A 23,993-nucleotide genomic window follows, 5' to 3' on the forward strand; every position below is an offset into this window, starting at 1 on the left:
GCACAACCCTGCCAGGCCTCGTCGTGAACATCCCGGCCGGCAAACCGTGGCCCGGGCAAAGGCTTAAAAAGACTCCCAATCGTCCTCGTCCCCCGCGCGCGCGGCACGGGCCGAGGCCGGAGACGAAACCGCCACCGGCTCCCGCCGCCCGGCCACGGCCGGCTTGGCGACCTTGCGGGCAGAGGCTGACGTTGCAGAGGCGGACGAAGCCGCAGCACTTGCGCCTGAGCGGGTCGCTGCCGCCAGACGGGCCGACGCTTGCGCCGCACCGCCAGACGCAACCGCGTGGCTCCCCGAGGACCCCGCCGCCGTCCGGGCACGGCTGACCCCACCCGAAGACACCTTGAACGCCGACACCGCCTGCGCCAGACTGGAGGCCTGATCCTCCAGCGACCCGGCAGCCGCCGCCGCCTGCTCGACCAGGGCGGCATTCTGCTGCGTCACCTGATCCATCTGCGCCACGGCACGATTGATCTGATCTATACCCAGCGACTGCTCCTGCGAGGCCGAAGAAATCTCACCCATGATGTCCGCCACACGCTGCACCGACTCCATGATCTCGCGCATCGTATCGCCCGCACGGCCCACCTGATCGGAACCGGCCTTGACCTTGTTGACCGAATCGTCGATCAACTGCTTGATCTCCTTGGCGGCCTGGGCACTGCGTTGCGCCAGCGTACGCACCTCGCTGGCCACGACGGAAAACCCCTTGCCCTGATCGCCGGCGCGCGAGGCTTCCACTGCGGCATTCAAGGCCAGGATATTGGTCTGGAAAGCAATGCCATCAATCACATTGACGATTTCCGCAATCTTGGTCGAACTGCTGGAAATTTCAGTCATCGTGGCCACCACTTCGGACACGGCCTCGCCCCCGCGCCGCGCCACCTCCATGCTGCCGGCAGCCAGATGATCCGCCTGGCGGGCGTTATCCGCATTCTGCTGAACCGTAGAAGCCAGTTGCTCCATGCTAGCGGCAGTCTCCTGCAAAGAAGCGGCCTGCTGCTCGGTGCGGCTGCTCAGATCCGCATTGCCCTGGGCGATCTCCTTGCTGCCATGGAAAATTTCCTCCACCCCACGGCGCACCTGCAGCACCATTTGTGACAAGTTTTCCTGCATCTTGCGCAGCCCGGTCATCAGCCTGCCAATCTCATTGCCTTCACGGACATCCAGCCGCGACGTCAGATCGCCCTGCGCCACCCGATCCAGCAATTGCGCCGCCTCATCCAAAGGCCGCAACACACGGCGGCGCAACACCAGCCACGCAGTCACGGAAATCAGCAAGGCCAGCGCCATCAGCGCCAGCACCACCACCTGCGCCCAGCGCTCGCGCTGCGAATCCTGCTCCTGCATCACCGCAATCTGCGCCTGCGCGTGATCGGTAAAAGCCCGCAGCAAAGCGCCGCCCTTTGCCAGCAAAGCCTCCAGGTCCGCCTGGGCCACTGGCAGCGCCCCCGCCTCATGGGGCAAAAAGGCCTGGGCGCGTTGCCGCATCAAGGCATTGTGGCGGGCCAGAACCTCTCCCAACTCCGCACCGGTCTCCGTCACCGGCGCATAGCCGGCAAAGCGTGCATAGTGCTGCTCCGCGCGGCTCAAGGCAGCCTCTGCCTGCCCGACCGCCTGCACGATGTCCTGCTGCGTCCCGTCCTCGCTTTCAATCCGCCGGGCACGCTCCATCCAGTAATGGCTATCGCTGACGGCCAGTGCCACTTCCTTGAGCGGCAGCACCTGCTTCACGGACAGACCATACAGCGTCTCAAAGGCCTGGCTGGACACCCGCATCCCGTTCCACCCCAGCGCCAGCGCCACCAGCAGCAAGCCCATGAACAGGCTCAGCACCAGCATCATATTGATTTTTATGGATGTATTCCGAAACATGCTTATCAACCCTTTATCCCAGCCGTATCGCGCGCGGCCTAGTTATTGCCGTTGAACAGACCCAGACTCTGAATGCGCTGGAAGGCCAGCATCGAGGCTTCCAGCGCATTCTTGTAATAGACCTGCTGGCTATACGCCGCGAACTCGTCCAGGCCAACCAGGTTATCGAGCTGCTTGGCATAGCTGAGGCCACGCGCCGTCCCGACGGTATCCAGCGCCGACAGTTCATTCATGCGCGCGCCCATCGAAGCCTGCACCGTCAGCACGTTGTCATACACGCTGGACAACTTGCGCTGCGCCTCGCCCACCACGTTCTGAAACCGGGCAACCGACGCCGGATCGGCCTTATCCAAAGACTCCAGGGCTTCGATGGTGCGCCGCAAAGTGGAAAACACATCCATATCGGCCTGTGCCATCGGTTCCAGCGTGAAGCTGTCACCCGCCGCCGGCTCCCCCTGAAACGCCAGGCTCACGCCCCCCAACGACAGATTGAGCCCCGCTTGCGGGTCATACGCACCGCTTTCCAACACGGTTTGCGTGGCGTCCGTCACCACATAGCGGACGCCGCCCGCCACTGCCGGATCCGTTTCAAAAGCAATATTGAGCGTCTTGCCCACATGCTCGCCGCCCTGGCCGGTTACCGCTGGCGAACTGAAGGTCGCGCTGCCCTGATTGCCTGCCGCCGCCGACGCCACATAGGATTTGTCCCCCGGATTGGCACGGGCGAAAACATCCAGCGCAGAATCGGCCGTCGGTATCTGGCGGGTCTGGTCCACCTGGATCAGACGCCGCCCGGCATCCCCCTGGTAGGCGCTGCTGACCCAGCCTTCGCTATCGGTCTGGAACGGAGCGACATCCCCGCGATGACCGGAAAACATATACACGCCATTGCCGTCCCGGGCATTGGCCTGGTTCAGCAGGCGGTCATAGGATTCCTTGAGCACCTTGGCCAGCGCCCGTTGGTCCGTCTCCGAATAAATGCCATTACCGACTTCAACCAGCCGGGTCGTCACATCCTGCAAGGTATTCACTGTGGCATCCAGCATCTGGCTGGTTTCACCCAGGTTGTGCTTGGCCACTTGCCGGTTGGCCGTGAACCGCTCGTTCAGCGCCAGATTCTGGCTGGTACGCACCGCCTGCGAGGCGGCCAGCGGATCATCGCCGGGCCGCACGACACGAAGGCCGGTGGAAATCTGCTCGTACAGCTGCACCTGTTGCGCTTCCTTGCGCGAGAACTGGCTGACGGCGATCTGGTACATCAAAGACGAACTGATACGCATGGTTTGATCCTGTCGTTGCGGCGCCAGCCGTTACTTGATGGACAGCAAGGTGTCGAACATCTGGCTGGCAACGTCGATCAGGCGAGCGGACGCCTGATACTGTTCGGCGTATTGCATCAAGGCCACCTGCTCTTCGCGCAGGCTGACGCCTGACACCGCTTGCTGCGCCGTCAGCCGCTGCGTGACGAGGTTGTCCTGCGCCTTGCTGGCGGTGGTCACTTCCCCGGTCTTGACGCCTACCTTGTTCACGATCTGCAGATAGGTGTCGCTGATGCTGAGCGAACCCTGGCCCATGACCTTGTCGGTTTGCAGCTGGGCCAGCTTCAGCGCGTTGGCGTTATTGCTGCTGCCGCCACTGGCGTCGGCCGCAGCGATCTGCGCGGGGTTGTCCACGGCCACCGCCAGACTGGCCGCGGCATTCATGGTCGGTTGCAGCAGCCAGCTGTCGCCGTGCGCCACCGCCCCGGGCTGTGTGGCATCGGGCAAGGCCACGCTCAGGCCGTCCAGCTCGATAGTGCCGGCATCGCCATCAAAAGAGCGTGTCACGCCGTCGGCCAGACGTTGCACTTCATACTTGCCGCTGGCCGCGTGATAGCTGATGCGGTAATCGCTGGCGTGCAAGGCCTGGATGTCCTTGACTGCCGCGCTGACCCCGGCATTGCCGCCAGCGCTGGCGCTGCCCTGATTCCCCACGCTGGCGTGCGTGACAGGATCCGCGATGCGGAAGAAATCTCCCCCGGCCTGGCCGTTCAGATCCACCCCCTGACGGTGCTGCGCATTGAATGCCTGCGCCAGGCCGAGCGCCAAACGCCCCAGATCGTTCTGCACACTGTCCAGCGATTCGCGCCGGAAAGCCAGCAGGCCGCCCAGGCTGCCACCGCTCAAACGGCTTTCGTCCAGTTCCACCAGCGTGCTGCCCCCACCCTCGACAGGCAGTGCATAGGCAATCACCGTGCGGCCCGGATCACTGGCCGAAGTCACGGCCTGCAAGGGATAGCTCTGATTGCCGGACAGCAATACCTGCCCGTTGCCCACCGTCAAATTGATGGATGAACCCTGCGCGATCACCCGCACGCCCACCAGCTGATTCAGCTCCGAGACCAGCTGGTCCCGCTGATCAAGCAGGTCATTGGGCTCCTGGCCCGGCGCCGACGATGCCTTGGCCAGGGTAATCCGTTCATTCAGGCTGGCGATCCCATCCACATAGCTATTGATCTGTTCAACCGTTGTGCGTAACTGAATATTGATCTCGTCGCGCTGCCGGTTCAGCATTTCCTGGGTCTGGTTGATCTGCGTCACCAGACTGTTGGCCTGCCCGATCATTTCCTGGCGGGCAGCCGCATCGCCGGACTCAGACGCCACGGCCTGCACGCTGGAAAAGAAGGCTTTGAGCGCCGGGGAGATGCCGGTTTCGCTATTGCCGATGAGATTGTTGATCTGCCCGATTTCGTTCAGATAGCTGCCATAGGACGACTGTTCGGAACGGGCCGACACCAATTGATTGTGCAGATAGGAACTGTACTGACGCGTCACGCCATCCACGGCGACGCCGCGACCATAGAAACCGGCGCTGGTGGCGCTGCCGCCCACGGCGGACACCATGACCTGCTGGCGGTTGTAGCCTTGCGTATCGACGTTGTTGATATTGTGGCCGGTCGTATTCAAACGCGCCGTGGCAGCGTTGATACCCGTCAGTCCCAGGTTGTACAGATTCATGGTCAGGAGACTCTCAAAAGGGTTGCCGGGCGCCCCGCCGGCCTGCACGGTTCCGGGCGCTCCAGGCATTCCCAGGGAATAACGGCAAAATGGCGCGGAAATTTAGGGCGTCTGCGTCAACGCTCTAGCATGGCCATCACACTGATCAGTTTGTCGGCATATGCCGGGTCAGTGGCATAGCCGGCAGCCTGGATACGGCGTGCGGCTTCAGCCGGATCGGATGTCTGCAGCACGCTTTGGTAACGCTCGCTGCGCTGCAGCAGGCCGGCATAATCGCGCAAGGCATCCTCATAAGAGGAGTACGCCCGGAAAGGCTGGCTCAGCTTGCGCGCCGTGCCTGCCTCGTACTCGGTCGTCATGGTTTCCACCACATCACCGCGCCAGCCCGAAGTCGCCTTGATGCCAAACAGGTTATGACTGGGGCTGCCATCCTCATGGCGGATTTCACGCCGCCCCCAGCCGGACTCCAGCGCGGCCTGCCCCAGGATCAACTGGGCCGGAATCCCGCTTTCCTGCGCCACCCGCTGCGCCATGGGCGCCAGTTTTTCGACAAAACGGGCCACGAAATCCGGCGCATGCGCGGCTGCGCGCAAGGCGGGCACCTGGCCAGCCCAAGCCTGCCCCGCCGCCATCCCGGCCCGCGCTCCGCGCCAGAATCCTTGTGCCCCCCCGCTATTTGCCGGCATGGCCGCCGATAGGCTGCCCGGCGTGGCGGCCAGCCCCGGCATCGCCACGCTGGCAGCTGCGCCCGCCACGCCCGCGGTTCCAGGCGCTTGCCCCGCACTGGCGGCAGACCCGGCCGCCGCCAGCGCATTGCCCGGCTGCCGGATCTGCCGCAGCAAGGCTTCCGCCAGCCCCAAGCCTGACTGGCTGCGCACCAGCTCAGAGGCCATCTGCTGATCGGCCAGCGACTGCATCATGCGCGTCTGTTCATTGTCGAACAGCCCTTCTGCGGGAGTCGCGTCACGCATGCGCTGAATCATCATGTTGATGAACAAGGCCTCGAACTGCTGGGCAACCTCGCGCTGCGCGGCCTCGCCCTCAGGCGACTGCTGCACCCTGGCCCGCAGCCGATCCATTTCCCTCGTATCGAACACAAACCCCTGGGCCAGGGACACAGCAGGAGAACTGTTGGCAATCGTCATCATCCAGCCTCAGATAATTTCCAGTTCCGCCCGCAACGCGCCGGCACGCTGCATGGCCTGCAGAATGGACAGCAGGTCTTGCGGCGTCGCGCCCAGGGCATTGAGCGCATTGACCACATCCTGCAGATTGGCGCTGGTCTGCATGTACTTGAGCCCGCCACCATCTTGCAGCAGACGGATTTCCGTATTGGGCGCCACGACGGTCTGGCCGCCGGCAAAGGGGGCGTTGGGCTGGCTGACATCCAGGCTGCGATTGATCACCACGGAAATATTGCCATGCGCCACGGCAGACTCTTCAATGACCACCGTCCGGTTCATGACCACGGAACCCGTACGGGCATTGATGATGACCTTGGCCGCGACCGGTGCGCGCTCGATAGGCAGGTTCTCCAGGCGCGACAGGAACTGGCTGAGCGCCGCATCGGCAGCGGGCGCCGCCACCGCAATGACCCGGCCGTCCAGCGCCGTTGCCGTTCCCGGCCCGAAAGCGGCATTCACCACATCCACCACATTCTGCGCGGTGCCAAAGTCATTTTCTTTCAGTTCCAGGTGTACCTGCCCCTGGGTGGCGATCACGGTCGGCACGGCGCGCTCAACAATGGCGCCGTTGGTAATCATGCCGCTGTTGAGCTGATTGACCTGCACACTGCTGCCGCCTGCCGACGCACCCGCGCCGCCTATCAGCAAATTGCCCTGGGCAATGGCATACACCTGGCCATCCGCGCCTTTCAAGGGCGTCATCAACAAGGTACCGCCGCGCAGGCTTTTGGCATTGCCCATGGACGACACCACCACATCCAGATTCTGCCCGGGCCGGGAAAACGGCGGCAGCGTCGCCGTGACAATGACGGCCGCCACATTCTTCAACTGCATATTCGAGCCCGGCGGCACCGTAACCCCCAGCTGCGCCAGCATATTGGCGACACTTTGCTGCGTGAACGGCGCCTGCCGCACCTGATCGCCACTGCCATCCAGCCCGACCACCACGCCATAGCCAATCAAGGGGTTGTCGCGCACGCCCTGAACGCTGGAAACGTCCTTGATGCGCTGGGTCGCCGCCTGTGCGGACGCCAACAGGCCCAGGCACAGCAAGGCCGGGCCGAAGATCAGGGAAACATGACGCATCATGGCATCTACTCTCGTGAAAAATATCTCGCCCCCGGCGCAGCGAAGACTGTCCGGCCGACCTGCAACAGCCGCAGCGCGGATAACCTCGCCCGGCAGCATGGTCAAAATGGCATGACGTTCAGGAAAAACCGCTGCAGCCAGCCCATGCTCTGCACTTCATCCATGACGCCCTGGCTGCGGTACTCCAAACGCACATCCGCCACCTGCGTGGACGATACGGAATGCGTGTTGCCGGTGATGCTGCGCGGGTCCACCGTCCCGGAGAACCGCACATATTCGCTGCCCCGGTTGATAGCAATCTGCTTCTCGCCGGCCACCCTCAGGTTGCCGTTGGGCAACACTTCGATCACGGTGGTCGTGATCGTTCCCGAGAAGGTATTGTTGGCCTTGCTGTCCCCAGTGCCCGAGGCGTTATTGCTGCCCGAGGCATCCATGTTCTGCTGCGGCCCGAAAGCGCCGGGCAAAGCGCTGGGCATGGTATTCATGCCCAGCGCCGCCGAGCCGTTGCGCTTGGTATTGGTCGCCACGCTTTTGGCCGCATTGGTGTTTTCGTTCAACACAATGGTGACGATGTCGCCCACCTGGCGCGGCCGCCGGTCTTCAAACAAGGGATAGCTGCCATAGGCCGTGGGCTGATAAATGGCACCATTGGGCACGGCCAGCGGTTGCGCCGGAGCGGGCGGCGGCGCACTGACCGGCCCCACCACAATGGGTTCCGGCGGAATCAATGCGCAACCGCCCAGCATCAATACCGGCAGCCAGCCCAGCCGGCTGCGCCATTCGCCCTGCCCGCCCGGCGTCCGATCCCTTTCCAACACACGGTTCATTGCCCGCCCAGCCCCCATCAAAGCTGCGTCAGACGCGCCAGCATCTGGTCGGAGGTGGACACAGCCTTGCTGTTGATTTCATAGGCGCGCTGGGTCGTGATCATATTGACCAGTTCTTCAGCGACATTGACGTTCGAGGTTTCCAGATACTCATGGGCCAGCGAACCGGCGCCATCCAGGCCAGGCTGCAACACATTGGCCGGGCCGGACGCACTGGTTTCCAGGTACATGTTCTGGCCGATGCTCTGCAAACCCGTGGGATTGACGAAAGTCGCCAGCTGGATCTGCCCGATCTGCACACTGATTCCCGCCGAGCCCGGCTGGGTGACGGATATCATGCCGTTCTTGCTGATACTGAGACTCAAGGCATTGTCCGGCACGTTGATGGGCGGTTGCAGCACATAGCCGCCCGCCGTCACCAGTTGGCCGTCCTGATCGACCTGCAGGGCGCCGTCGCGGGTATAGGCCAGGGAGCCATCCGGCAATTCCACCTCGAAGAAACCGCGCCCTTCGATCGCCACATGCCAGGGGTTGCCGGTATTGTTCAGGCTGCCCTCGGTATGCACGCGCGCCGTTGCCGCCGTGCGCGCGCCGGTGCCCAGCTGCAGGCCGGAGGGCAGCTGATTGGCATCACCAACCTGCGCGCCAGGCTGACGCACGACCTGATACATCAGGTCTTCGAACACAGCGCGCTGGCGTTTGTAGCCATTGGTGCTGACGTTGGCGAGGTTATTGGCAATGACATCCATGCCGGTCTGCTGGGTTTCCAGGCCGGTCTTGGCTATCCATAGTGAACGTATCATCCGGGCATTCCTTGCGCCTGTTCGACAGGCATAGACTGCATCAAATCCTGTTGCCGGCGCCTGAGCGGCCGGCCTGCTTACTGTGAGACCGCCAGCAGGTCGTTGGCGCGCTGGGCATTGCCATCGGCGTGCTGGATCACTTTCATCTGCATCTCGAAGCGGCGCGCGTTATTGATCATGCCGACCATCGCCGCAGCGGCACTGACATTGCTGCTTTCCAGCGCCCCGCTCACTACGCCCACGGAGGGATCCGCCGGTGCCGGTTCCTGCACGGCCGCATCGCCCGCTATCCCCGATGCCAGCCGGAACAGACCATCATCGCCGCGCTGCAGTTGCGCCGCTGGCGGGTTCACGCGCTTGAGCTGCGCCAGCACCGCCACATCATTGGGCGCATCGCCTGCGCCCAAGGCATTCACATTGCCATCGGCGGAAATCGTCAGCGTCGCGCCCTGGGGAACATCAATCACGCCGCCATCCGCAGACAGCAGCGCCAGGCCGCGCTCAGTGCGCAGCACACCATCGCTGCCCACCTGCAGGCTGGCCGTGCGCAGATAGGCCTCGCCGTCCTGCGCCTGCACCGCCAGCCAGCCTTCGCCAGCCAGTGCCACATCCAGTTCGCGGCCCGTGCTTTGCAGCGGCCCTGGCGAAAAATCCGAGCCCGGCGTCGTGGCCAGGGTATAGACCCGCGTCGGCGCCCCCGGCCCCTCGACCGGCACTGAACGGTACAGCGCCAGCTGTTCGCGGAAACCCGGCGTATTGATGTTCGCCATGTTGTTACTGATGACCGCCTGGTGCTCCAGTGTCCTGGCGGCTCCGCCCATGGCGGTGTAGAGCAGCTTGTCCATGCGCGGCGATTCCTTAGCGCATGGTGACCAGGGTCTGCATGATGCCGTCCTGGGTCTTGATGGTCTGGGCATTGGCCTGATAGGTGCGCTGGGCGATGATCATATTGACCAGTTCCTGCCCCATATCCACGTTGGACGCCTCTACCGCCTGTCCCACCAGCAGAGACAGCCCATTGCTGCCCGGCTGCCCCAGCGTGGCCGGGCCGGAACTCACGGTTTCCATCCAGGCATTGCCGCCTGCCGCCTGCAAACCTTGCAGGTTATTGAAATCCGCCAGGACGACCGTGCCGATTTCCTGGCTCTTGTCATTCGAATACTGCGCCATCAGTCGGCCGTCGGCCGCCAGCGAAACCCGTACATACTCGCCGGACTGGTAGCCGTTTTGCAGCATGTCATAACGGAACTTGCCGCCATACTGCGAAGAGCCGCCATAGTTGAAAGCAATATTCAGGTCGGCCGCAGGCGAATCCGCGCCACCCGGATCTGCAAAATTCTTGGATACCTGGGCTATCGGGCTGGTCATGCGGCCGCTGGTGTCGAAGCTGAGCTCCTGGGCATTGCCCGGCACATGCTTGCCATCCAGGGCGTATTGCACTTCCCAGTTGCTGGCGGTGCCCTGTGAGCCGGAACGCTTGATGAAGTACTGGGTCAGCACATGGGAATTCCCCAGCGAGTCATAGACCGTCATCGGCGTGGAATCGCTGAAAGTGCTGCTGTCGCTCGGGTTGAAAGGCTTGAGCGCCGGGTCGATCACCGGGTCGTTGGCGTCCAGGTTCAGGTTTGCGGACAGCGCATCCGTAGCCTGCGGCGGAATGTTGCTGGAGGGAATGCTCAGCGGCACCGGATCGGCGCCCACCTGGCCGGCGGGATAGCCCGTCAGCTTGTGGCCCTGGATATTGACGATCTGGTGGTTCTCGTTTTCAAAGAACTGGCCGTTGCGCGAATACAGAATCGAGCCATCGGTGTCCTGCAAACGGAAAAAACCGTTCTGGCCGTCGATGGCCATATCCAGCTCATTGTTCGTGCTGGAGATCGTCCCGGCCGCGAAGCGCTGGCTGATACCCGACACCTGCACCCCCATACCGATACGGGAACTGGCGAACACATCGGAAAACACGGCACTGCCTGCCTTGAAACCAACCGTCGCCGAGTTGGCAATATTGTTGCCGATGACATCCAGGCCTGCGGACGCCGCATTCAAGCCGCTCAAACCCTGACTGAAACCCATTTTTCTACGCTCCCTGAACACCGCCCCGCACGCCTTCCGCACACGTCTGGCGGCTGATCCGCAATTACATGATTTGTCGAATATCGAACAGACTGACCTGGCCCGCCAAACCCAGATCCAGGCGCAAGCCTTCGGTGGTATAGACCACGCTCTTGACCTGCCCATAGCTCAGTGTTTCGGCCGGCACTGCCGAGCCGTCGGATGCCGTGGCGGATACCCGCACGAAATACGCCCCCTCCGGCAATGCCGTGCCGGTATCGTCCTTGCCGTCCCAGGACAGCGCCCGCACACCGACTGGCTGCGCCCCCAGATCCATCCGCCGCACTGGCGTTCCGTTCTTGTCGAGCACCTCGACCACCACACCCGCAGCCGGTGCCTGCATATCGACGCCGAACGGCGTAGCCTGGCCCTGGGCATCCTCGCCCGTCGCGCCGCCCAGCAACACCTTGCTGCCCGGCACCAGCACATCCTTGCCGACCAGCGCAGCCGCCTGCATGGACTGGCCGACATCCAACTGGCCGGACAACGCCAGCAAGGTGGTATTCAACTGATTCACCCCGGCCACCGTGGACAGCTGCGCGATCTGTGAGGTGACCTGCGCGTTGTCCATGGGGTTGAGCGGATCCTGATTCTGCATCTGCGTCACCAGCAGCGTCAGGAAACGCTCCTGCGTGTCGGCCATCAGGTTGTTGGTACTGGCCTGTGCCGTCGATACCGCCAAGGAACGGCTATCGACACTGCCCGCATTGCTGCCATTTACTATCGTGCTCATCGTGTTCTTGCGTCCTCTTTGCCGCGTCCGTTTACTGGCCCAGCGTCAGCGTGCGCTGCATCAGGTTCTTGGCGGTATTCAGGACTTCCACATTGGCCTGATAGGAACGCGAGGCCGCAATCATGTTGACGGTTTCCGCGACCACATCGACGTTGGGCATGGCGATATAGCCGTCCGCATTCGCCAGCGGGTGCGCCGGGTCGTACACCATGCGCAGCGGCGCGCTATCCTGCACCACTTCAGCGACCTGCACCCCGCCGATGAGCTCATTGCCATACGACTGCCCGCTGACGGGCGCCACCTGGAAAATCACCTGGCGCGCACGATAGGGCTGGCCGTCCGGGCCGGCCACGCTATCGGCATTGGCCATATTGCTGGCCGACACGTTCATACGCTGGGATTGCGCCGTCAGCGCCGACCCGGCGATGCCAAAAATGTTCGTCAATGACATGTCTCGTCCGTTCTGTCCGTTTCTATTGCTGCATGGCTGCCAGCAGCCCCTTGATGCGGCTGGACAGCACCGTCAGCCCGGCCTGGTAGCGCAAGGCGTTGTCAGCGAAATCCACCCGTTCCACATCCATATCCACCGTATTGCCATCCAGACTGGGCTGCAGCGGCTGGCGGTACAGCAGATCCGCCGTGCCCGCCTGCGCGCCCGCCGTGCTCAGATGGCCCGGTGCCGTCACCGCCAGCGGCAAACCGCCTTGCTGGCCAGCCTCGGCCGCAGCCAGGGCCTGACTGAAATCGAAGTCACGCGCCTGGTAGCCGGGCGTGTCGGCATTGGCAATATTGGCGGCCAGCACTTCCTGGCGTTGCGCCCGCAGGCTCAGGGCTTTCTGATGAAAACTGAAATGGTCGTCGATACGGTCAAGCATGGATAAGGCAAGCAGGACGCCTGGCGGCGCCAAACCTGAGAAAACCTGAAGTAAACGGAAACCTGACTAAGCGGGCTGCGTCCGGCCCATGCCGGTGCCGCAACCGAGGCCGGCCATAGAATGCCCCGCTCTCGCATGCGGACGCGCCGCGCGCCATCCTGACAAGGATGTTACGCAAGGACGGGCTCGGACAATGCCGGGAAAAAGAATGTAAATATTTGCCTATTCCCCCTTCCAGACTACGGTTTTTCCGAACCCGTGATGCGCCGCTTTCCCCTGAGCCGCAGCCCCCCTGCTGCGCGGGCCGCCTGTCCGGACTTGCCCCCCCCTTCCGGCTGCCCGCTGCAGCCTATGCCTGGCGGCCACCGCGCCGCTGGCATCCCTGCCCAAGCCCCGTAAAATATCCGCATGCCCCCAGCTTCTGCATCCTGGCCGACTCCGCCGGCCCGCTCCTCCCGTGTACCGCAAGGCGCCGCCCGCTGGCCGCGCCTGGCATCCTGGCGCCGCATGGCGGGCTATACACTGGCCTTCCTGCCCTTTTGCGCCTGGCCCCAAAGCCAGGACACCCTCCAGCAACTCGCAACCGAACTGATCACGGCGCACAGCAGCCAACTCGCAGGCGAGCCCCACATTCAGCTGGCGCCGGTACGCCTGGAACAACGCCAGCCCTGCACGGAAGGGCTCAGCGCCTTTCTGTCCGGCAACGGCAGGCTGCGGGCGCGCATGAACATCGGTTTCCGCTGCGCCGGCCCGCAGCGCTGGAGCCTGTACGCGCCAGCGGAAATCGCGCTCAACGGCAGCTATCTGGCCGCCACCGTCCCGATCCAGACTGGCGATAGCCTGGACAACAGCAAGGTGCAGCGCCTGGAAGGCAACTTGCTGCAACAGCCAGCCGATGTCCTGACCGACTGGACGCAGCTGACGCAGCAGCAGGCACGCCAGCGCATCGCCGCCGGCCAGCCCATTCGCGCCAGCGCCCTGCGCCATGCGGAAACGGTGCTGCGCGGCAGCACGGTCAAACTGATTATCGAAGGCCAGGGATTCAGTGTGAGCACGGAGGGCCTGGCCATGGAGGATGGTGCACCGGGCCAGACGATTCAGGTACGCAACCCCGCTGGCACCATTCTGTCTGGCCGGGTGCGCAACGCCGGAACCATCGACATCCTGCATTAAGCCCGGCAGGCGGGCTAAACTTTCCGCAAGCCCTGCCGTTAACCCGGTCAAGCCCCTGAATTCCACAGGCCACGCCGCAAACCGGCCTGTGACGCCCGCCCGGAGAACATGTGATCATTCCGCCCCGCCATCTTCCCCCTGCCGCGACCGGCCTTGCCGACAGCGTGCGCGACCGCACCCCGGCGGCGGCTCCCGAACGGCAGGACAAAGCAGAAACCGCCACGGTCTCCGTCTCGCTGAGTGCGGCGTCACTGGACGCAGCCCGCGCACCTGCGTCAGCTGCCACGGCAACCGGCGACATCGACACCGCCAAGGTCGAACGCATCATCCAGGCCATCCGCCAGGGCGAGTATCAGATGGACACCGGCCGCATTGCCGATGGCCTGCTATCCAGCGCCAAGGATCTGCTCAAACCCTGAGCCGCCAGGGTCATCCCCGTTGCAGCAACTTTCGCTGCGTCTCTTTCCGTTTCAGCGATTTTCCTCCTGCAAGACCTGCCATGCCTGCCCAAGAAGCTACCGCCGCGCTCTGCCTGCAATTGAAGCAGGAAATGGAATGTTTCCAGGCGTTCAGCCGTCTGCTGGATGAAGAAGCCGGACTGCTGGCGGCCCCCCACAGCGCCGATGCGCTACGGGCCATCGCAGAACAAAAGCAGGGTTATGCCGATCAGCTGCATGCGCATGAACAGCATCGGCTGACACTGGCAGCCGGGCTGTTGCCTGCTGCCCATGCAAGCCTGTCCCCCATGCAGCAGGCGGCGGCGCTCCCTGCCGTCCGGCCCGCCTGGCAGGCCCTGGTGCAGGCCGGACAAGCCGCCCATGAGAAAAACCGGCGCAACGGCATCATTCTGGATGTGTATCTCAAGCACACCGAACAAGCCATTCAATCACTGCGCCGCGATAGCCAGCAAACCGATCTCTATGACGCCCAGGGCCGCACGGCCAGGGCCAAGCGCAGCGGCGCCAGCCACTACCGCGCCGGCTGAGGAGACCGGCCGGGAGGGGCCGCCACGCCTGCCCCCCCTTCCGGCGTACGTGCAGAGGACGCCCTGGCCGATACCGGCCGCAGTGCACGCCCCGCGCTCAGGCAGCCAGTGCCTGCAACGCAAAAAATCGCCACAACGCCGCCGTCGTTTGCCATGACGAATCCCCGCCATGCCAGCCGGCCGCCGCCTTCAATGCGCGCCGCAGCGGTTCCGCGTGGCCGACATGCATGGCCTGCCACGCCACGGCGCCCACCTGCGCGGCCAGCAGGGCGCGTGTCAGCATGGCCTGCGTGCCATCCCCTTCCTGCCCCGTCGTCCCGGCATCCGCACTCCCTGCTGGCCCTGTCGCGCGCCCCAGCCCGCACCAGGCGGCCGGCATCGCGTCAAACGCCCGCCGCATGCGCTGCGCGTACATCCACCAGGCCGCCAGCCTGCCCGTATCCGCCTGGGAAGCGGGAACATTGGTTAGCACCAATTGCATCCCCATACCCATGCCCGCATTGCCGCTACCATTCTCATGACGCAATACCAGCAGGCGCACTCCCGGCTGCGCCAGCCAGAACAGGCCGCCCGCGCGCGCATCTGCCGGCGGCGCAGACACCGAACCCAGCACCTCTTCCACGCCCACGCTGGTTCCCCACCAGCCTGCCGCAGCTTCCTCCCAACCCGCGCTCAAACTCAGGCTCAAGGGCAGGCAAGTCAGGCGTTCCGCCCAGGCCGACAACGCGATCCCCGCAGCACGATCAGCCGCAGTTCGCCCCGCAGTTCGCCCCTCGGCTTCCCCCACAGTTTCCCCTTCAGTGAGCGCCTCCGTACCCACCGTCGCCCCCGCTTCGGCGCCGACGCCTGCGCCCGCCACGGCCGGATACACCCGCCAGCCGGGTTCGCAAGCCATCATCCAGAGGCTGTCCGCCGGCAGTGGTCCTGGCGGCGCGGCCGCCTCCAGCATATGTACAAGCGGCGCCTGCGCCAACTCTCCTTGCAGCCAGCCCATGCGTTGCGCCAGCACAGCCTGGCGGGCTGAAGCCACGCTACCGGCCATGTGCTCTGCCGCCGCTCCGGTGGCCCCTGCCAAGGCTGCGCCATGATGATGGGCATCAGCCTCGTCCAGCAGGCTGACCCGCCCAAACGGACTGACCAGCGCCGGCAGCGGCGCGGCCAGCAAGTGCCCTCTATCGCTGCCCAGCAGCACGCCTTCAAGCGTCGTGCGCGGCAGGTCCGGCGCCAGCGCGACCTGACCATGGATGGCCAGCAAGCTGCGATCACAGCTCGTGACCCAGGCATCCCTGGCCGCCCGCGTCCAGCTGCCCGCCTGCGCCAAGGGCGGCAAGATCGCTGCCCTGGCGTCTGCCGGCGCCAGCCCGGCCCATTGTTTCCAGGCAGCGTACGCCAGCCGGCAGGACGGATCCGCCTGCAGCCAGGCGGCGCCTGCCGCAAAAGCCGCAACGCCTGCGGTACTATCGGCCGCCGCCGAGTGCTCCGGTTCCGCCCCATTCTGTAGCAGCCACGGCAGGCACTGCTGCCCCAACGCCTGCGCGGGTTGCCGCGCCATTGCCGAGAGCGGCACTGAAGCCTGAGCGGCAGCCGGCACGGACGCCTGCACTTGCGCCTGTCCCGAGGCCTGTGCCTGCGCGTGGCTCAGCAAGGCCGCCAAGCCCGCCTCGTCCGGCGCATACAGGCCACTGCCGCCACCCGCCGGATGCAAAGCGCCGTCCACCAGGCGTTCCGCCACAGGCAAGGCCAGGTCTTCCGGCACTTTCTGTCCATGCGTGACATAGTGCACGGTCAGTTCATGCCGGATGGCCGCATCCAGCACTGTTGCGCTGCGCGACGCTTCATCCAGCTTGGTAATGATGCAACCCGCCAAGGCATCGCCCGCCGCATACGCCTGCACGACCTCTTCCAGCGTCTCGCCCTGCCCGGCGGCATTGAGCACCAGCACGCGCCGAACCGGCGCGCCGGTCTGGCGCAGCAGTGCAAGCTGGCTTGCCACCTTGCGGTCGCGCTGGCTCAGCCCGATGTTGTCCACCAGAATGATGCGCTTGTCAGACAGACGCTTGAGCAGGCTTTTCAGGTCAGCGTCGGCCCGCAAGGGATAGACCGGCACGCCCATCATGCGCCCGAACGTCTGCAGTTGCTCCTGTGCCGCAATGCGATAGCTGTCCGCCGTGATCAGCGCCAGGCTGCCGCGCCCGTGCAGCGCCACACAGCGCGCCGCCAGCTTGGCGATCGTGGTTGTCTTGCCCACGCCCGTCGGCCCGACCAGCGCAATCACCCCGGCATCAACCAGCAATTCCTGCCCGGCAGAAGCCGCCATCACACGCTCGATCAGAGCGCTGCGCAACCACAGGCGCAAGGCATGGGCATCCGCCGCCTGTGGCGCCTGTTCCAGCAAGACACGCGCCAGCGTGGCGCTGAACCCCGCTGCCAGCAACTCGCCAAACAGTCTGGCCTTGGCCGATGAGGCCTGCAGGGTCTGGCCCCAGAGCAGGCCGTCCAGGCGTTGCGCCATTTCCCCCTGGAAGTTGGCCAGGCGCGCCTCCATTGCCAGACTGGCCGAAGACGCCGCCGCAGGCCCGGACTGGTCTGCCGACGCCGCTTGCCCGCCGGGCATTGCAGGCGCAGACTCGGCCGCGCCCGGCGCCATGGGCGCAGTGGCGGCCTCTGCCTTTGCCACCCGCTCCGGCGCCGCAACCATACCGGCTGTCCCTGCCCTGGACGCCATCGACGCCGCAGGCGCTGACGGAGCCGGCGCCAATCGGGCATGGTTTGCGGCTGCCGGCGGCGCAGGGCGCGCGGGCGACACAGGGGCCACAGGAGGCACGGGAGGCGCCATGTCATTGAAATCGGCGCTCAGGCTGCGCGGATCGGCCGCCATGACCTCGATCTGGCCGTCCTCCAGACGCCGGTTGGAAATAATCAGGGCCTCGGAGCCGAGCAGCTGCCGCACCTGATCAAGCACCTCCCGGTTGCTGGCGCCTACGAACTTCAGGATCTTCATACTGCATTACCTATCAGGCTGGTGACGTGGACGCGATGGTCACCCGGAATTTCAGTGTTGGCCATGACCACGATCTGCGGAATATGGCTGCGCAGAAAACGCGACAGGCTCGGCCGCAAGGCCGATGCCACCAGCAGCACAGGCGCATCGCCATTGTCTTCCTGGCGCACGACGGCCTGCTGTGCCTCGCGCAGCAGGGTATCGGCCAGGCCCGGCTCCAGCGCGCCGCTGGTGGACAAGGCCTGGGTCAGCACCCGTTCGAGCCGGCTTTCCAGACCGATCACCCGCAATTCAGTGGTATTGCCGAACCATTGCTGCACCAGCAAGCGCCCCAGCGTCTGGCGGACATGCGCCAGCAAGGCGCCGGCATCCGGGCCGCCCGGCTGCGCAGCCAGCCGGGGCGCCCATTCGGCCAGCGTGTCCAGGATGGTGCGCATATCCCGGATAGGCACCTCTTCTTCCAGCAATCCCTGCAAGACTTGCCGCAGCAAGGTCAGCGGCACCACCTTGGGCACCAGGTCGCCGACAAGCTTGGGTGCCTCGCGGCCAATACGATCCAACAGTTCCTGCACTTCCTGGCTGCCCAGCAATGCAGCGCCATGGCGATGCAGCAAATGGTTGATATGGGTGGCGATCACCGTGCCAGGGTCCACCACCGTATAGCCCGCTGCCTGCGCGCGCTCGCGCTGCGCCAGTTCGATCCAGAACGCGGGCAGCCCGAAGGCGGGGTCCGTCGTGGGTATCCCTTCAATGGCCGTGCTGTCCAGGCCGCCCGGATCAATCGCCAGCCAGCGCTCGGGCATGGCCGCCCCCCGGCCAATTTCCACGCCGGACAGCAGAATGCGGTACTCGCCTGGCTGCAATTCCAGGTTGTCGCGGATATGCACGACAGGCGGCAAAAAGCCGACTTCCTGGGCAAATTTCTTGCGCAAACTGCGGATACGCAGCAGGAGTTCGCCCCCCTGCACGTGATCCACCAAGGGAATGAGGCGATACCCCACTTCCAGGCCCAGCGGATCCACCAGCGTCACATCCTCCCAACTGGCTTCCTGCTCCGCTTCGGCAACTGCTGCCGCTGGCGGCTGCTCGGCCTGCGCCTGTTGCCGGGCTTGCGCCTGGCGTTGCAGCTGCACCCAGCCGCATGCGCCCAGCACGATCGCCAGCGACAGAAACACCAGATGCGGCATATTGGGAATCAGGCCGATCAGCGTCAGCACGCCCGCCGCCAGGAACAACACGTTGGGATTGGCGAACAACTGGCTGGTCACCTGCTGGCCAATATCTTCGCCCGTGACCACCCGCGACACCACGACACCCGCAGCCGTGGAAATGACCAGCGCCGGGATCTGCGACACCAAGCCATCCCCGATGGTCAGCAGGGTATAGACCCGGCCCGCATCGCCAAACGACATATCGTGCTGCGCCACCCCGACGATCAGCCCGCCCACAATGCTGATGACCATGATCAGCAGGCCCGCCACCGCATCGCCGCGCACGAATTTGCTGGCCCCATCCATGGCGCCATAGAACTCCGCCTCCTGGGCCACGGCGCCACGTCGCCGGCGCGCCTCTTCCTCACCGATCAGCCCGGCATTCAGGTCGGCGTCGATCGCCATCTGCTTGCCCGGCATGGCATCCAGGGTGAAACGCGCCCCGACTTCTGCAATCCGGCCTGCGCCCTTGGTGATCACCATGAAGTTGATGATGACCAGAATGATGAATACCACCAGGCCGACCGCGAAATTCCCGCCCACCAGAAACTGCCCGAACGCCTCGATGACCTTGCCTGCGGCATCCTGCCCGGTATGGCCATGCAGGAGCACCACGCGTGTCGAGGCCACATTGAGCGACAGGCGAAACAGCGTGGCAAACAACAAGACGGCAGGGAAGGCTGCAAAATCCAGCGGTTTCTGGGTGAACATCACCACCAGCATGATGATGATGGCCAAGGCAATATTGAAGGTGAACAGCAGATCCAGCAGCACCGGCGGCAGCGGCAGCACCAGCATGCCCAGCACGAACATGATGAGGATCGGGCCAACCAGCAACCGGGGATTGCCGCCAGTCACGCGCCGCAAATGATTCAACAGGCCGGCATTCATGCCACACCCCGCTTGCCCGACCGGACATCAAAGCCTTCAGGGATGGCAAGCCCCTCCGGCGCAACCGGTTCGACGCCCATCCCGGACGCTTTCCAGGCGCGCAGCCGGAAGACCCAGGCCAGCACTTCGGCCACAGCGGCATACAGTTCGATGGGAATTTCCTGCTCCAATTCAACGTGATGATGCAAGGCCCGCGCCAAGGGCGGCGCCTGCAGCAAAGGTACACCATGCTCCGCTGCCAGCGCGCGGATACGTGCGGCCACCAGGCCACTGCCTTTGGCCACCACTCGTGGGGCACCGCCCTTGCCTTCCTCGTAGCGCAAGGCCACGGCGTAATGCGTGGGGTTGGTGACCACCACATCGGCCTGCGGCACATTCGCCATCATGCGCCGGCGTGCCATGCTGCGCTGCAGTTGGCGCAGCCTGCCCTTGACGTGCGGATCGCCCTCGCTTTCCTTGTGTTCCTGCTTCATATCCTGGCGCGACATCCTGAGTTTTTTCAAATGGCTGAATATCTGCCAGGGCACATCCAGCAGCACAATGAAGAGCAAGGCGGCAATGATGGTGACGCATACCCGCGCTACCATACCCAGCGCTTCCGCCAGCGCAGCGGCAACCGGTACGTTCAGCAAAGCCAGGATGGTGTCGCGGCGCGTCCAGATCGCCCAGGCGGCCACCCCGCCGATCAACAGGGATTTGGCCAGCGCCTTGATCAGTTCAATCAAGGTTTGAGCCGAAAACATGCGCTTCATGCCCTTGAGCGCATTGAGCCGCTCCATCTTGGGCGCCAGGCTTTTGGACGACAGCAACAACCCGCCCAGCAGCACCGAACCGGCCAGCGCTGCCACCAGCAGCACGGCGAACAAGGGCATCAGGCCCAGCAGGACTTCCCCCGCAGATGCCGCGTTTTGCGCCAGCATCTGCGTTTCATCCATGGCGACCGTCCGGCTGAAGCCCAGGCTGCGGTGCAACATGCCGCCGATTTTCTCGTACAGCAGCATGGCGCTCAGCCACAAGCCGGCCATGCCACCCGCCAGTATCAGAAACGTGGACAGCTCGCGCGAACGCGCCACCTGCCCCTCTTCCCGCGCTTGTTCAAGCCGCCGGGGCGAGGCAGGTTCGGTTTTCTCCAGATCGCTATCGTCAGCCACGGCCCGCCCCCGGCATCGACGGCCGGAACGGCACACGCCTCCCCGCCCTGCCCGCCATGGCAAACCCGCCTGCCCGCCGCGCCAGGCGGAACGCAGGCAAAACGCCTGGCCGCCCGTCATGGGCCATCCGCAACAAATGCAACGACGGCAGCAAAAACGGCCTACAAGCCCAGTTCCGACAGCAAATCATCAACCTGATCCTGGCTGGACACGATATCCGTCCGGCCTTCGACACGTACCTGTGGCCCATTGAGCAGGCTGTCATCCTCGTCACGCTTTTCCTGCGGTACATGATCCAGCAGCACCTGCAACAGCTCCTTCTCGAAGCTGCTGATCAGGTCGGTCAGTTTCATGATGACCTGGCCGGTCAGATCCTGAAAATCCTGCGCCATCATGATGTCCAGCAAATGCTGATGCGTGGCGTCGGTCTGCTGAACCGTGCGCTGCAGATAGGCGCAGGTATCCGCACGCAGATCCTCATCCTCATAGGCCGCCGCGCCTGCTCCCGGCGTACCCTGCGGCGCCAGCCTCTGCCAACGCGCCAGCAAATCCCGGGCCCCCTGGCCGATCTCATTTTGCAGCGGCTGGGCCTGCTCGGTAGCGGCCAGCACGCGCGTTGCGGCCTGCTCTGTCATATTGGCGACGTAGCGCAGTCGATCCCGCGTATCAGGAATGACCTCGGCCGCATCGCGTATTTTCTGATCCAGGCCCAGTTCCCGCATGCTGTTCTGCAGCAGGCGGGTCAAACGCGCCACGCGTATGAGCAAATCCCCGCTGCCTGCCTGCGCAGACGCCCCTTGGCTGTGTCGTGCATCCATCAGCTTGGCTCCGGCAATGCTCACTGCGCCATTTTTTCGAAAATCTTGTTCAGCTTTTCTTCCAGCGTGGCCGCTGTAAACGGCTTGACCACATAGCCGCTGGCGCCCGCCTGAGCTGCCGCGATGATGTTTTCCTTCTTCGCTTCCGCCGTCACCATCAGCACGGGCAACGTTTTCATGGCCTCATCGGCGCGTATGGTCTTGAGCAGGGTCAGGCCATCCATATTGGGCATGTTCCAGTCGGAAATCACAAAGCGGAAGTTGCCTTTTTTCAGCATGTCCATGGCCATGGCGCCATCTTCCGCCTCTTCGACGTTCTCGAAACCCAGCTCCTTGAGCAGATTGCGCACAATGCGGCGCATGGTCGGAAAATCATCCACCACCAGAATTCTCAGACTCTTGTCCATGAACCGAAACCCCTATCCAATCATTGAAAAATAATATTCAGTCCTGCGCCAGCCGTTCAGATACGACTGACCCGGGCGCCCAGCTTTTCCTGTATGGCTGCGCCAATCTGCGCCAGCGGCACGATCTGCTCCACCGCGCCGGCCTGCACCGCTTCGCGTGGCATGCCATAGACCACGCAGCTGCTTTCATCCTGGGCCAGGGTATGCGCGCCAGCGCGGCGCATGGCCAGCATGCCGGCCGCGCCATCCTTGCCCATGCCGGTCAGGATCACGCCTATCGCATTCCGACCGGCCACGGCAGCTGCCGAATGGAACAGCACATCCACAGACGGGCGGTGACGGTTGACGGGCGCACTTGCCTCCAGCTCGATCACGTAATTCGCCCCGCTGCGGGCCAGCCGCAGATGCTGCTCGCCACCCGGCGCCAGATAGACATGCCCAGGCAGCACGCGCTCGCCATCACGCGCCTCGCTGACCGTCAGGGCGCACAGGCTATTGAGCCGTTGCGCAAACGAACGGGTAAAACCTGCCGGCATATGCTGGGTGATCAGCATGCCGGGCATGTCCGGCGGCAAGGTTTCCAGCACTTGCTTGATGGCCTCGGTGCCGCCCGTCGAAGCGCCGATCACCACGATCTTTTCGGTTCCGGTAAACGGCACCCTGGGCGCCTGCGCCACGAATGTCGCGCCTGCGGCGGTGGCTGAGTTGGCGACTGCCATGGCCGCCTGCCCGGCTCCCGGCCTCAGGCTGGCAGCGGCGGCGCCATGGCCGCGGCGCTTCACGCGCGCCATGGCGGCAGCCCGGATCTTGTCGGCGATCAGGTCGCTGTATTCACGCAGGCCATCACGAATTCCCATCCTGGGCTTGGTCACGAAATCGACCGCCCCCAGTTCCAGGGCCCGCAGCGTGACTTCGCCGCCGCATTCCGTCAGTGACGACACCATCAACACCGGCATGGGGCGCAAACGCATCAGCTTTTCCAGGAAATCCAGGCCATCCATGCGCGGCATTTCCACATCCAGCGTCAGCACATCCGGGTCGTGCTGCTTGATCAGTTCGCGCGCAACGTAGGGATCCGGCGCCACTGCCACCACTTCCATATCGTCGTGGCTATTGATGATTTCCGTCATCAGGCCACGAACCAGCGCCGAATCATCGACGCACAGCACGCGTATTTTTTCTTTCATTGCCTGTCCTGCCCGCTTGTCCCATCCAAGGCGCCGCCCGGCGGCACGGCTACCTCGACCCGCGCCGTGGCGGCCCAGGCCTGGGCCGCCCGTTCGCCGGCATCCGGCTGCTGGCCGCCAAAACGCCGAACCCTGGTCAAGCCGGTCGCGGGGAAAAAATTCACCCGTCGGGCCCGGATGCCCCCCAGATCCTGCGCCAGCACGGGAATCTCGGCCTGCTCCAGATAATCCAATACAAAACTGGCATTGCTGGCGCCTACCGCCAGGCGGCTCATCCCTGCCAACACCGCACCGCCGCCAAACACCTTGGCCTGCAGGTGCTGCCGCCGGGCGCCAGCCTTGAGCAGTTCGTCAATCAGCGTATCCATGGCATGCAGTCCATAGCGCATGCGCCCTGCCGGGGCCTGCACGCCTGCCGGCGCAGCACCGGGCAGCACGAAATGATTCATGCCGCCGACACCACTGTTGCCATCGCGCACGCAGGCCGCCACGCAAGAACCCAGCACAGTCGTCAACATGAGTGCCGCCCCGGCAGGTGCGACGTAATACTCATTGGGCAGCACTTTGACGGCCTGGCATTGCGCGCCCTGGTCGAAATAGTGAATGGATGCCTGTAAGGATGGCTGGGTGGCGGCCTGCCCGCCGCCCTGCTCATGGGCCGGTAACTGACTCATG

The 23,993-nt window shown here is 64.3% G+C and carries 22 protein-coding genes; 3 read left to right on the forward strand and 19 right to left on the reverse strand.

Features of this window, described 5'->3' with window-relative positions; all coding sequences use genetic code 11:
* Positions 1-63: 63 nt before the first annotated feature.
* The 12 genes from ACNA1V_RS12645 to flgB form a co-directional block, all read right to left on the reverse strand.
* Positions 64-1,875, reverse strand: coding sequence for a methyl-accepting chemotaxis protein (locus ACNA1V_RS12645; RefSeq protein ID WP_415833968.1), 1,812 nt, complete (start codon positions 1,873-1,875; stop codon positions 64-66).
* Between the two features lie 38 nt (positions 1,876-1,913).
* Positions 1,914-3,155, reverse strand: a complete 1,242-nt coding sequence (gene flgL / locus ACNA1V_RS12650; protein ID WP_415833969.1) for a flagellar hook-associated protein FlgL — start codon at positions 3,153-3,155, stop codon at positions 1,914-1,916.
* A 30-nt stretch (positions 3,156-3,185) separates the two neighbouring features.
* Positions 3,186-4,871, reverse strand: coding sequence for a flagellar hook-associated protein FlgK (gene flgK / locus ACNA1V_RS12655; protein ID WP_415833970.1), 1,686 nt, complete (start codon positions 4,869-4,871; stop codon positions 3,186-3,188).
* A gap of 116 nt (positions 4,872-4,987) precedes the next feature.
* The gene (flgJ, locus tag ACNA1V_RS12660; protein ID WP_415833971.1) at positions 4,988-6,019 is read right to left on the reverse strand and encodes a flagellar assembly peptidoglycan hydrolase FlgJ; all 1,032 of its coding nucleotides are present in this window, start codon (positions 6,017-6,019) and stop codon (positions 4,988-4,990) included.
* Between the two features lie 6 nt (positions 6,020-6,025).
* Entirely contained in the window at positions 6,026-7,144 is a 1,119-nt protein-coding gene (locus tag ACNA1V_RS12665) for a flagellar basal body P-ring protein FlgI (RefSeq protein ID WP_415833972.1), read from the reverse strand.
* Between the two features lie 101 nt (positions 7,145-7,245).
* Positions 7,246-7,890, reverse strand: coding sequence for a flagellar basal body L-ring protein FlgH (locus ACNA1V_RS12670; RefSeq protein WP_415834003.1), 645 nt, complete (start codon positions 7,888-7,890; stop codon positions 7,246-7,248).
* 98 nt (positions 7,891-7,988) lie between these two features.
* Entirely contained in the window at positions 7,989-8,774 is a 786-nt protein-coding gene (gene flgG, locus ACNA1V_RS12675; protein ID WP_415833973.1) for a flagellar basal-body rod protein FlgG, read from the reverse strand.
* Positions 8,775-8,851: 77 nt separating this feature from the next.
* The gene (locus ACNA1V_RS12680) at positions 8,852-9,619 is read right to left on the reverse strand and encodes a flagellar basal body rod protein FlgF (RefSeq protein WP_415833974.1); all 768 of its coding nucleotides are present in this window, start codon (positions 9,617-9,619) and stop codon (positions 8,852-8,854) included.
* A 13-nt stretch (positions 9,620-9,632) separates the two neighbouring features.
* Entirely contained in the window at positions 9,633-10,847 is a 1,215-nt protein-coding gene (flgE, locus tag ACNA1V_RS12685; RefSeq protein ID WP_415833975.1) for a flagellar hook protein FlgE, read from the reverse strand.
* A 64-nt stretch (positions 10,848-10,911) separates the two neighbouring features.
* Positions 10,912-11,619 carry a flagellar hook capping FlgD N-terminal domain-containing protein gene (locus ACNA1V_RS12690; RefSeq protein ID WP_415833976.1) on the reverse strand — a complete coding sequence of 236 codons (708 nt, stop codon included), beginning with the start codon at positions 11,617-11,619 and terminating at the stop codon, positions 10,912-10,914.
* 31 nt (positions 11,620-11,650) lie between these two features.
* Positions 11,651-12,070, reverse strand: a complete 420-nt coding sequence (gene flgC, locus ACNA1V_RS12695; protein WP_415833977.1) for a flagellar basal body rod protein FlgC — start codon at positions 12,068-12,070, stop codon at positions 11,651-11,653.
* Positions 12,071-12,092: 22 nt separating this feature from the next.
* Positions 12,093-12,494, reverse strand: a complete 402-nt coding sequence (gene flgB, locus ACNA1V_RS12700) for a flagellar basal body rod protein FlgB (RefSeq protein WP_415833978.1) — start codon at positions 12,492-12,494, stop codon at positions 12,093-12,095.
* 408 nt (positions 12,495-12,902) lie between these two features.
* On the opposite strand from flgB, the gene flgA reads away from it, so the two are divergent.
* From flgA to ACNA1V_RS12715, 3 genes are all read left to right on the forward strand, one after another.
* Positions 12,903-13,667, forward strand: coding sequence for a flagellar basal body P-ring formation chaperone FlgA (gene flgA / locus ACNA1V_RS12705; RefSeq protein ID WP_415833979.1), 765 nt, complete (start codon positions 12,903-12,905; stop codon positions 13,665-13,667).
* Positions 13,668-13,777: 110 nt separating this feature from the next.
* Entirely contained in the window at positions 13,778-14,086 is a 309-nt protein-coding gene (gene flgM, locus ACNA1V_RS12710; protein ID WP_415833980.1) for a flagellar biosynthesis anti-sigma factor FlgM, read from the forward strand.
* A gap of 80 nt (positions 14,087-14,166) precedes the next feature.
* A complete protein-coding gene (locus ACNA1V_RS12715; RefSeq protein ID WP_415833981.1) occupies positions 14,167-14,652 on the forward strand; it encodes a flagella synthesis protein FlgN in 486 nt (161 codons plus the stop codon).
* 97 nt (positions 14,653-14,749) lie between these two features.
* Here the strand turns inward: ACNA1V_RS12715 and flhF are convergent, their stop codons facing one another.
* The 7 genes from flhF to ACNA1V_RS12750 form a co-directional block, all read right to left on the reverse strand.
* Entirely contained in the window at positions 14,750-17,653 is a 2,904-nt protein-coding gene (flhF, locus tag ACNA1V_RS12720) for a flagellar biosynthesis protein FlhF (protein ID WP_415833982.1), read from the reverse strand.
* On the reverse strand, positions 17,650-19,755 hold the full coding sequence (gene flhA / locus ACNA1V_RS12725; RefSeq protein ID WP_415833983.1) for a flagellar biosynthesis protein FlhA: 2,106 nt from the start codon (positions 19,753-19,755) through the stop codon (positions 17,650-17,652). Before flhA ends, flhF begins: the two co-directional genes overlap by 4 nt.
* Positions 19,752-20,906 (reverse strand): flagellar biosynthesis protein FlhB, encoded by a 1,155-nt coding sequence (gene flhB / locus ACNA1V_RS12730; RefSeq protein WP_415833984.1) that lies wholly within the window; start codon positions 20,904-20,906, stop codon positions 19,752-19,754. Before flhB ends, flhA begins: the two co-directional genes overlap by 4 nt.
* A gap of 161 nt (positions 20,907-21,067) precedes the next feature.
* Positions 21,068-21,724: a protein phosphatase CheZ gene (gene cheZ, locus ACNA1V_RS12735; RefSeq protein WP_415833985.1), complete on the reverse strand. Its 657-nt coding sequence runs from the start codon at positions 21,722-21,724 to the stop codon at positions 21,068-21,070.
* A gap of 20 nt (positions 21,725-21,744) precedes the next feature.
* Positions 21,745-22,131: a chemotaxis response regulator CheY gene (gene cheY, locus ACNA1V_RS12740; RefSeq protein WP_415833986.1), complete on the reverse strand. Its 387-nt coding sequence runs from the start codon at positions 22,129-22,131 to the stop codon at positions 21,745-21,747.
* 56 nt (positions 22,132-22,187) lie between these two features.
* On the reverse strand, positions 22,188-23,318 hold the full coding sequence (locus ACNA1V_RS12745) for a protein-glutamate methylesterase/protein-glutamine glutaminase (protein ID WP_415833987.1): 1,131 nt from the start codon (positions 23,316-23,318) through the stop codon (positions 22,188-22,190).
* Positions 23,315-23,992: a chemoreceptor glutamine deamidase CheD gene (locus ACNA1V_RS12750; RefSeq protein ID WP_415833988.1), complete on the reverse strand. Its 678-nt coding sequence runs from the start codon at positions 23,990-23,992 to the stop codon at positions 23,315-23,317. Before ACNA1V_RS12750 ends, ACNA1V_RS12745 begins: the two co-directional genes overlap by 4 nt.
* Position 23,993 lies beyond the last annotated feature (1 nt).

Source organism: Kerstersia similis (genome assembly GCF_965139615.1).
Lineage (GTDB): Bacteria > Pseudomonadota > Gammaproteobacteria > Burkholderiales > Burkholderiaceae_B > Kerstersia > Kerstersia similis.

What these genes read in the sequence shown, in the direction of transcription:
- ACNA1V_RS12645 (WP_415833968.1), bottom strand. Translation starts at nt 1,875, where the DNA reads ATGTTTCGGAATACATCCATAAAAATCAATATGATGCTGGTGCTGAGC.
- flgL (WP_415833969.1), bottom strand. Translation starts at nt 3,155, where the DNA reads ATGCGTATCAGTTCGTCTTTGATGTACCAGATCGCCGTCAGCCAGTTC.
- flgK (WP_415833970.1), bottom strand. Translation starts at nt 4,871, where the DNA reads ATGAATCTGTACAACCTGGGACTGACGGGTATCAACGCTGCCACGGCG.
- flgJ (WP_415833971.1), bottom strand. Translation starts at nt 6,019, where the DNA reads ATGATGACGATTGCCAACAGTTCTCCTGCTGTGTCCCTGGCCCAGGGG.
- ACNA1V_RS12665 (WP_415833972.1), bottom strand. Translation starts at nt 7,144, where the DNA reads ATGATGCGTCATGTTTCCCTGATCTTCGGCCCGGCCTTGCTGTGCCTG.
- ACNA1V_RS12670 (WP_415834003.1), bottom strand. Translation starts at nt 7,890, where the DNA reads ATGCTGGGCGGTTGCGCATTGATTCCGCCGGAACCCATTGTGGTGGGG.
- flgG (WP_415833973.1), bottom strand. Translation starts at nt 8,774, where the DNA reads ATGATACGTTCACTATGGATAGCCAAGACCGGCCTGGAAACCCAGCAG.
- ACNA1V_RS12680 (WP_415833974.1), bottom strand. Translation starts at nt 9,619, where the DNA reads ATGGACAAGCTGCTCTACACCGCCATGGGCGGAGCCGCCAGGACACTG.
- flgE (WP_415833975.1), bottom strand. Translation starts at nt 10,847, where the DNA reads ATGGGTTTCAGTCAGGGTTTGAGCGGCTTGAATGCGGCGTCCGCAGGC.
- ACNA1V_RS12690 (WP_415833976.1), bottom strand. Translation starts at nt 11,619, where the DNA reads ATGAGCACGATAGTAAATGGCAGCAATGCGGGCAGTGTCGATAGCCGT.
- flgC (WP_415833977.1), bottom strand. Translation starts at nt 12,070, where the DNA reads ATGTCATTGACGAACATTTTTGGCATCGCCGGGTCGGCGCTGACGGCG.
- flgB (WP_415833978.1), bottom strand. Translation starts at nt 12,494, where the DNA reads ATGCTTGACCGTATCGACGACCATTTCAGTTTTCATCAGAAAGCCCTG.
- flgA (WP_415833979.1), top strand. Translation starts at nt 12,903, where the DNA reads ATGCCCCCAGCTTCTGCATCCTGGCCGACTCCGCCGGCCCGCTCCTCC.
- ACNA1V_RS12715 (WP_415833981.1), top strand. Translation starts at nt 14,167, where the DNA reads ATGCCTGCCCAAGAAGCTACCGCCGCGCTCTGCCTGCAATTGAAGCAG.
- flhF (WP_415833982.1), bottom strand. Translation starts at nt 17,653, where the DNA reads ATGAAGATCCTGAAGTTCGTAGGCGCCAGCAACCGGGAGGTGCTTGAT.
- flhA (WP_415833983.1), bottom strand. Translation starts at nt 19,755, where the DNA reads ATGAATGCCGGCCTGTTGAATCATTTGCGGCGCGTGACTGGCGGCAAT.
- cheZ (WP_415833985.1), bottom strand. Translation starts at nt 21,724, where the DNA reads ATGGATGCACGACACAGCCAAGGGGCGTCTGCGCAGGCAGGCAGCGGG.
- cheY (WP_415833986.1), bottom strand. Translation starts at nt 22,131, where the DNA reads ATGGACAAGAGTCTGAGAATTCTGGTGGTGGATGATTTTCCGACCATG.
- ACNA1V_RS12745 (WP_415833987.1), bottom strand. Translation starts at nt 23,318, where the DNA reads ATGAAAGAAAAAATACGCGTGCTGTGCGTCGATGATTCGGCGCTGGTT.
- ACNA1V_RS12750 (WP_415833988.1), bottom strand. Translation starts at nt 23,992, where the DNA reads ATGAGTCAGTTACCGGCCCATGAGCAGGGCGGCGGGCAGGCCGCCACC.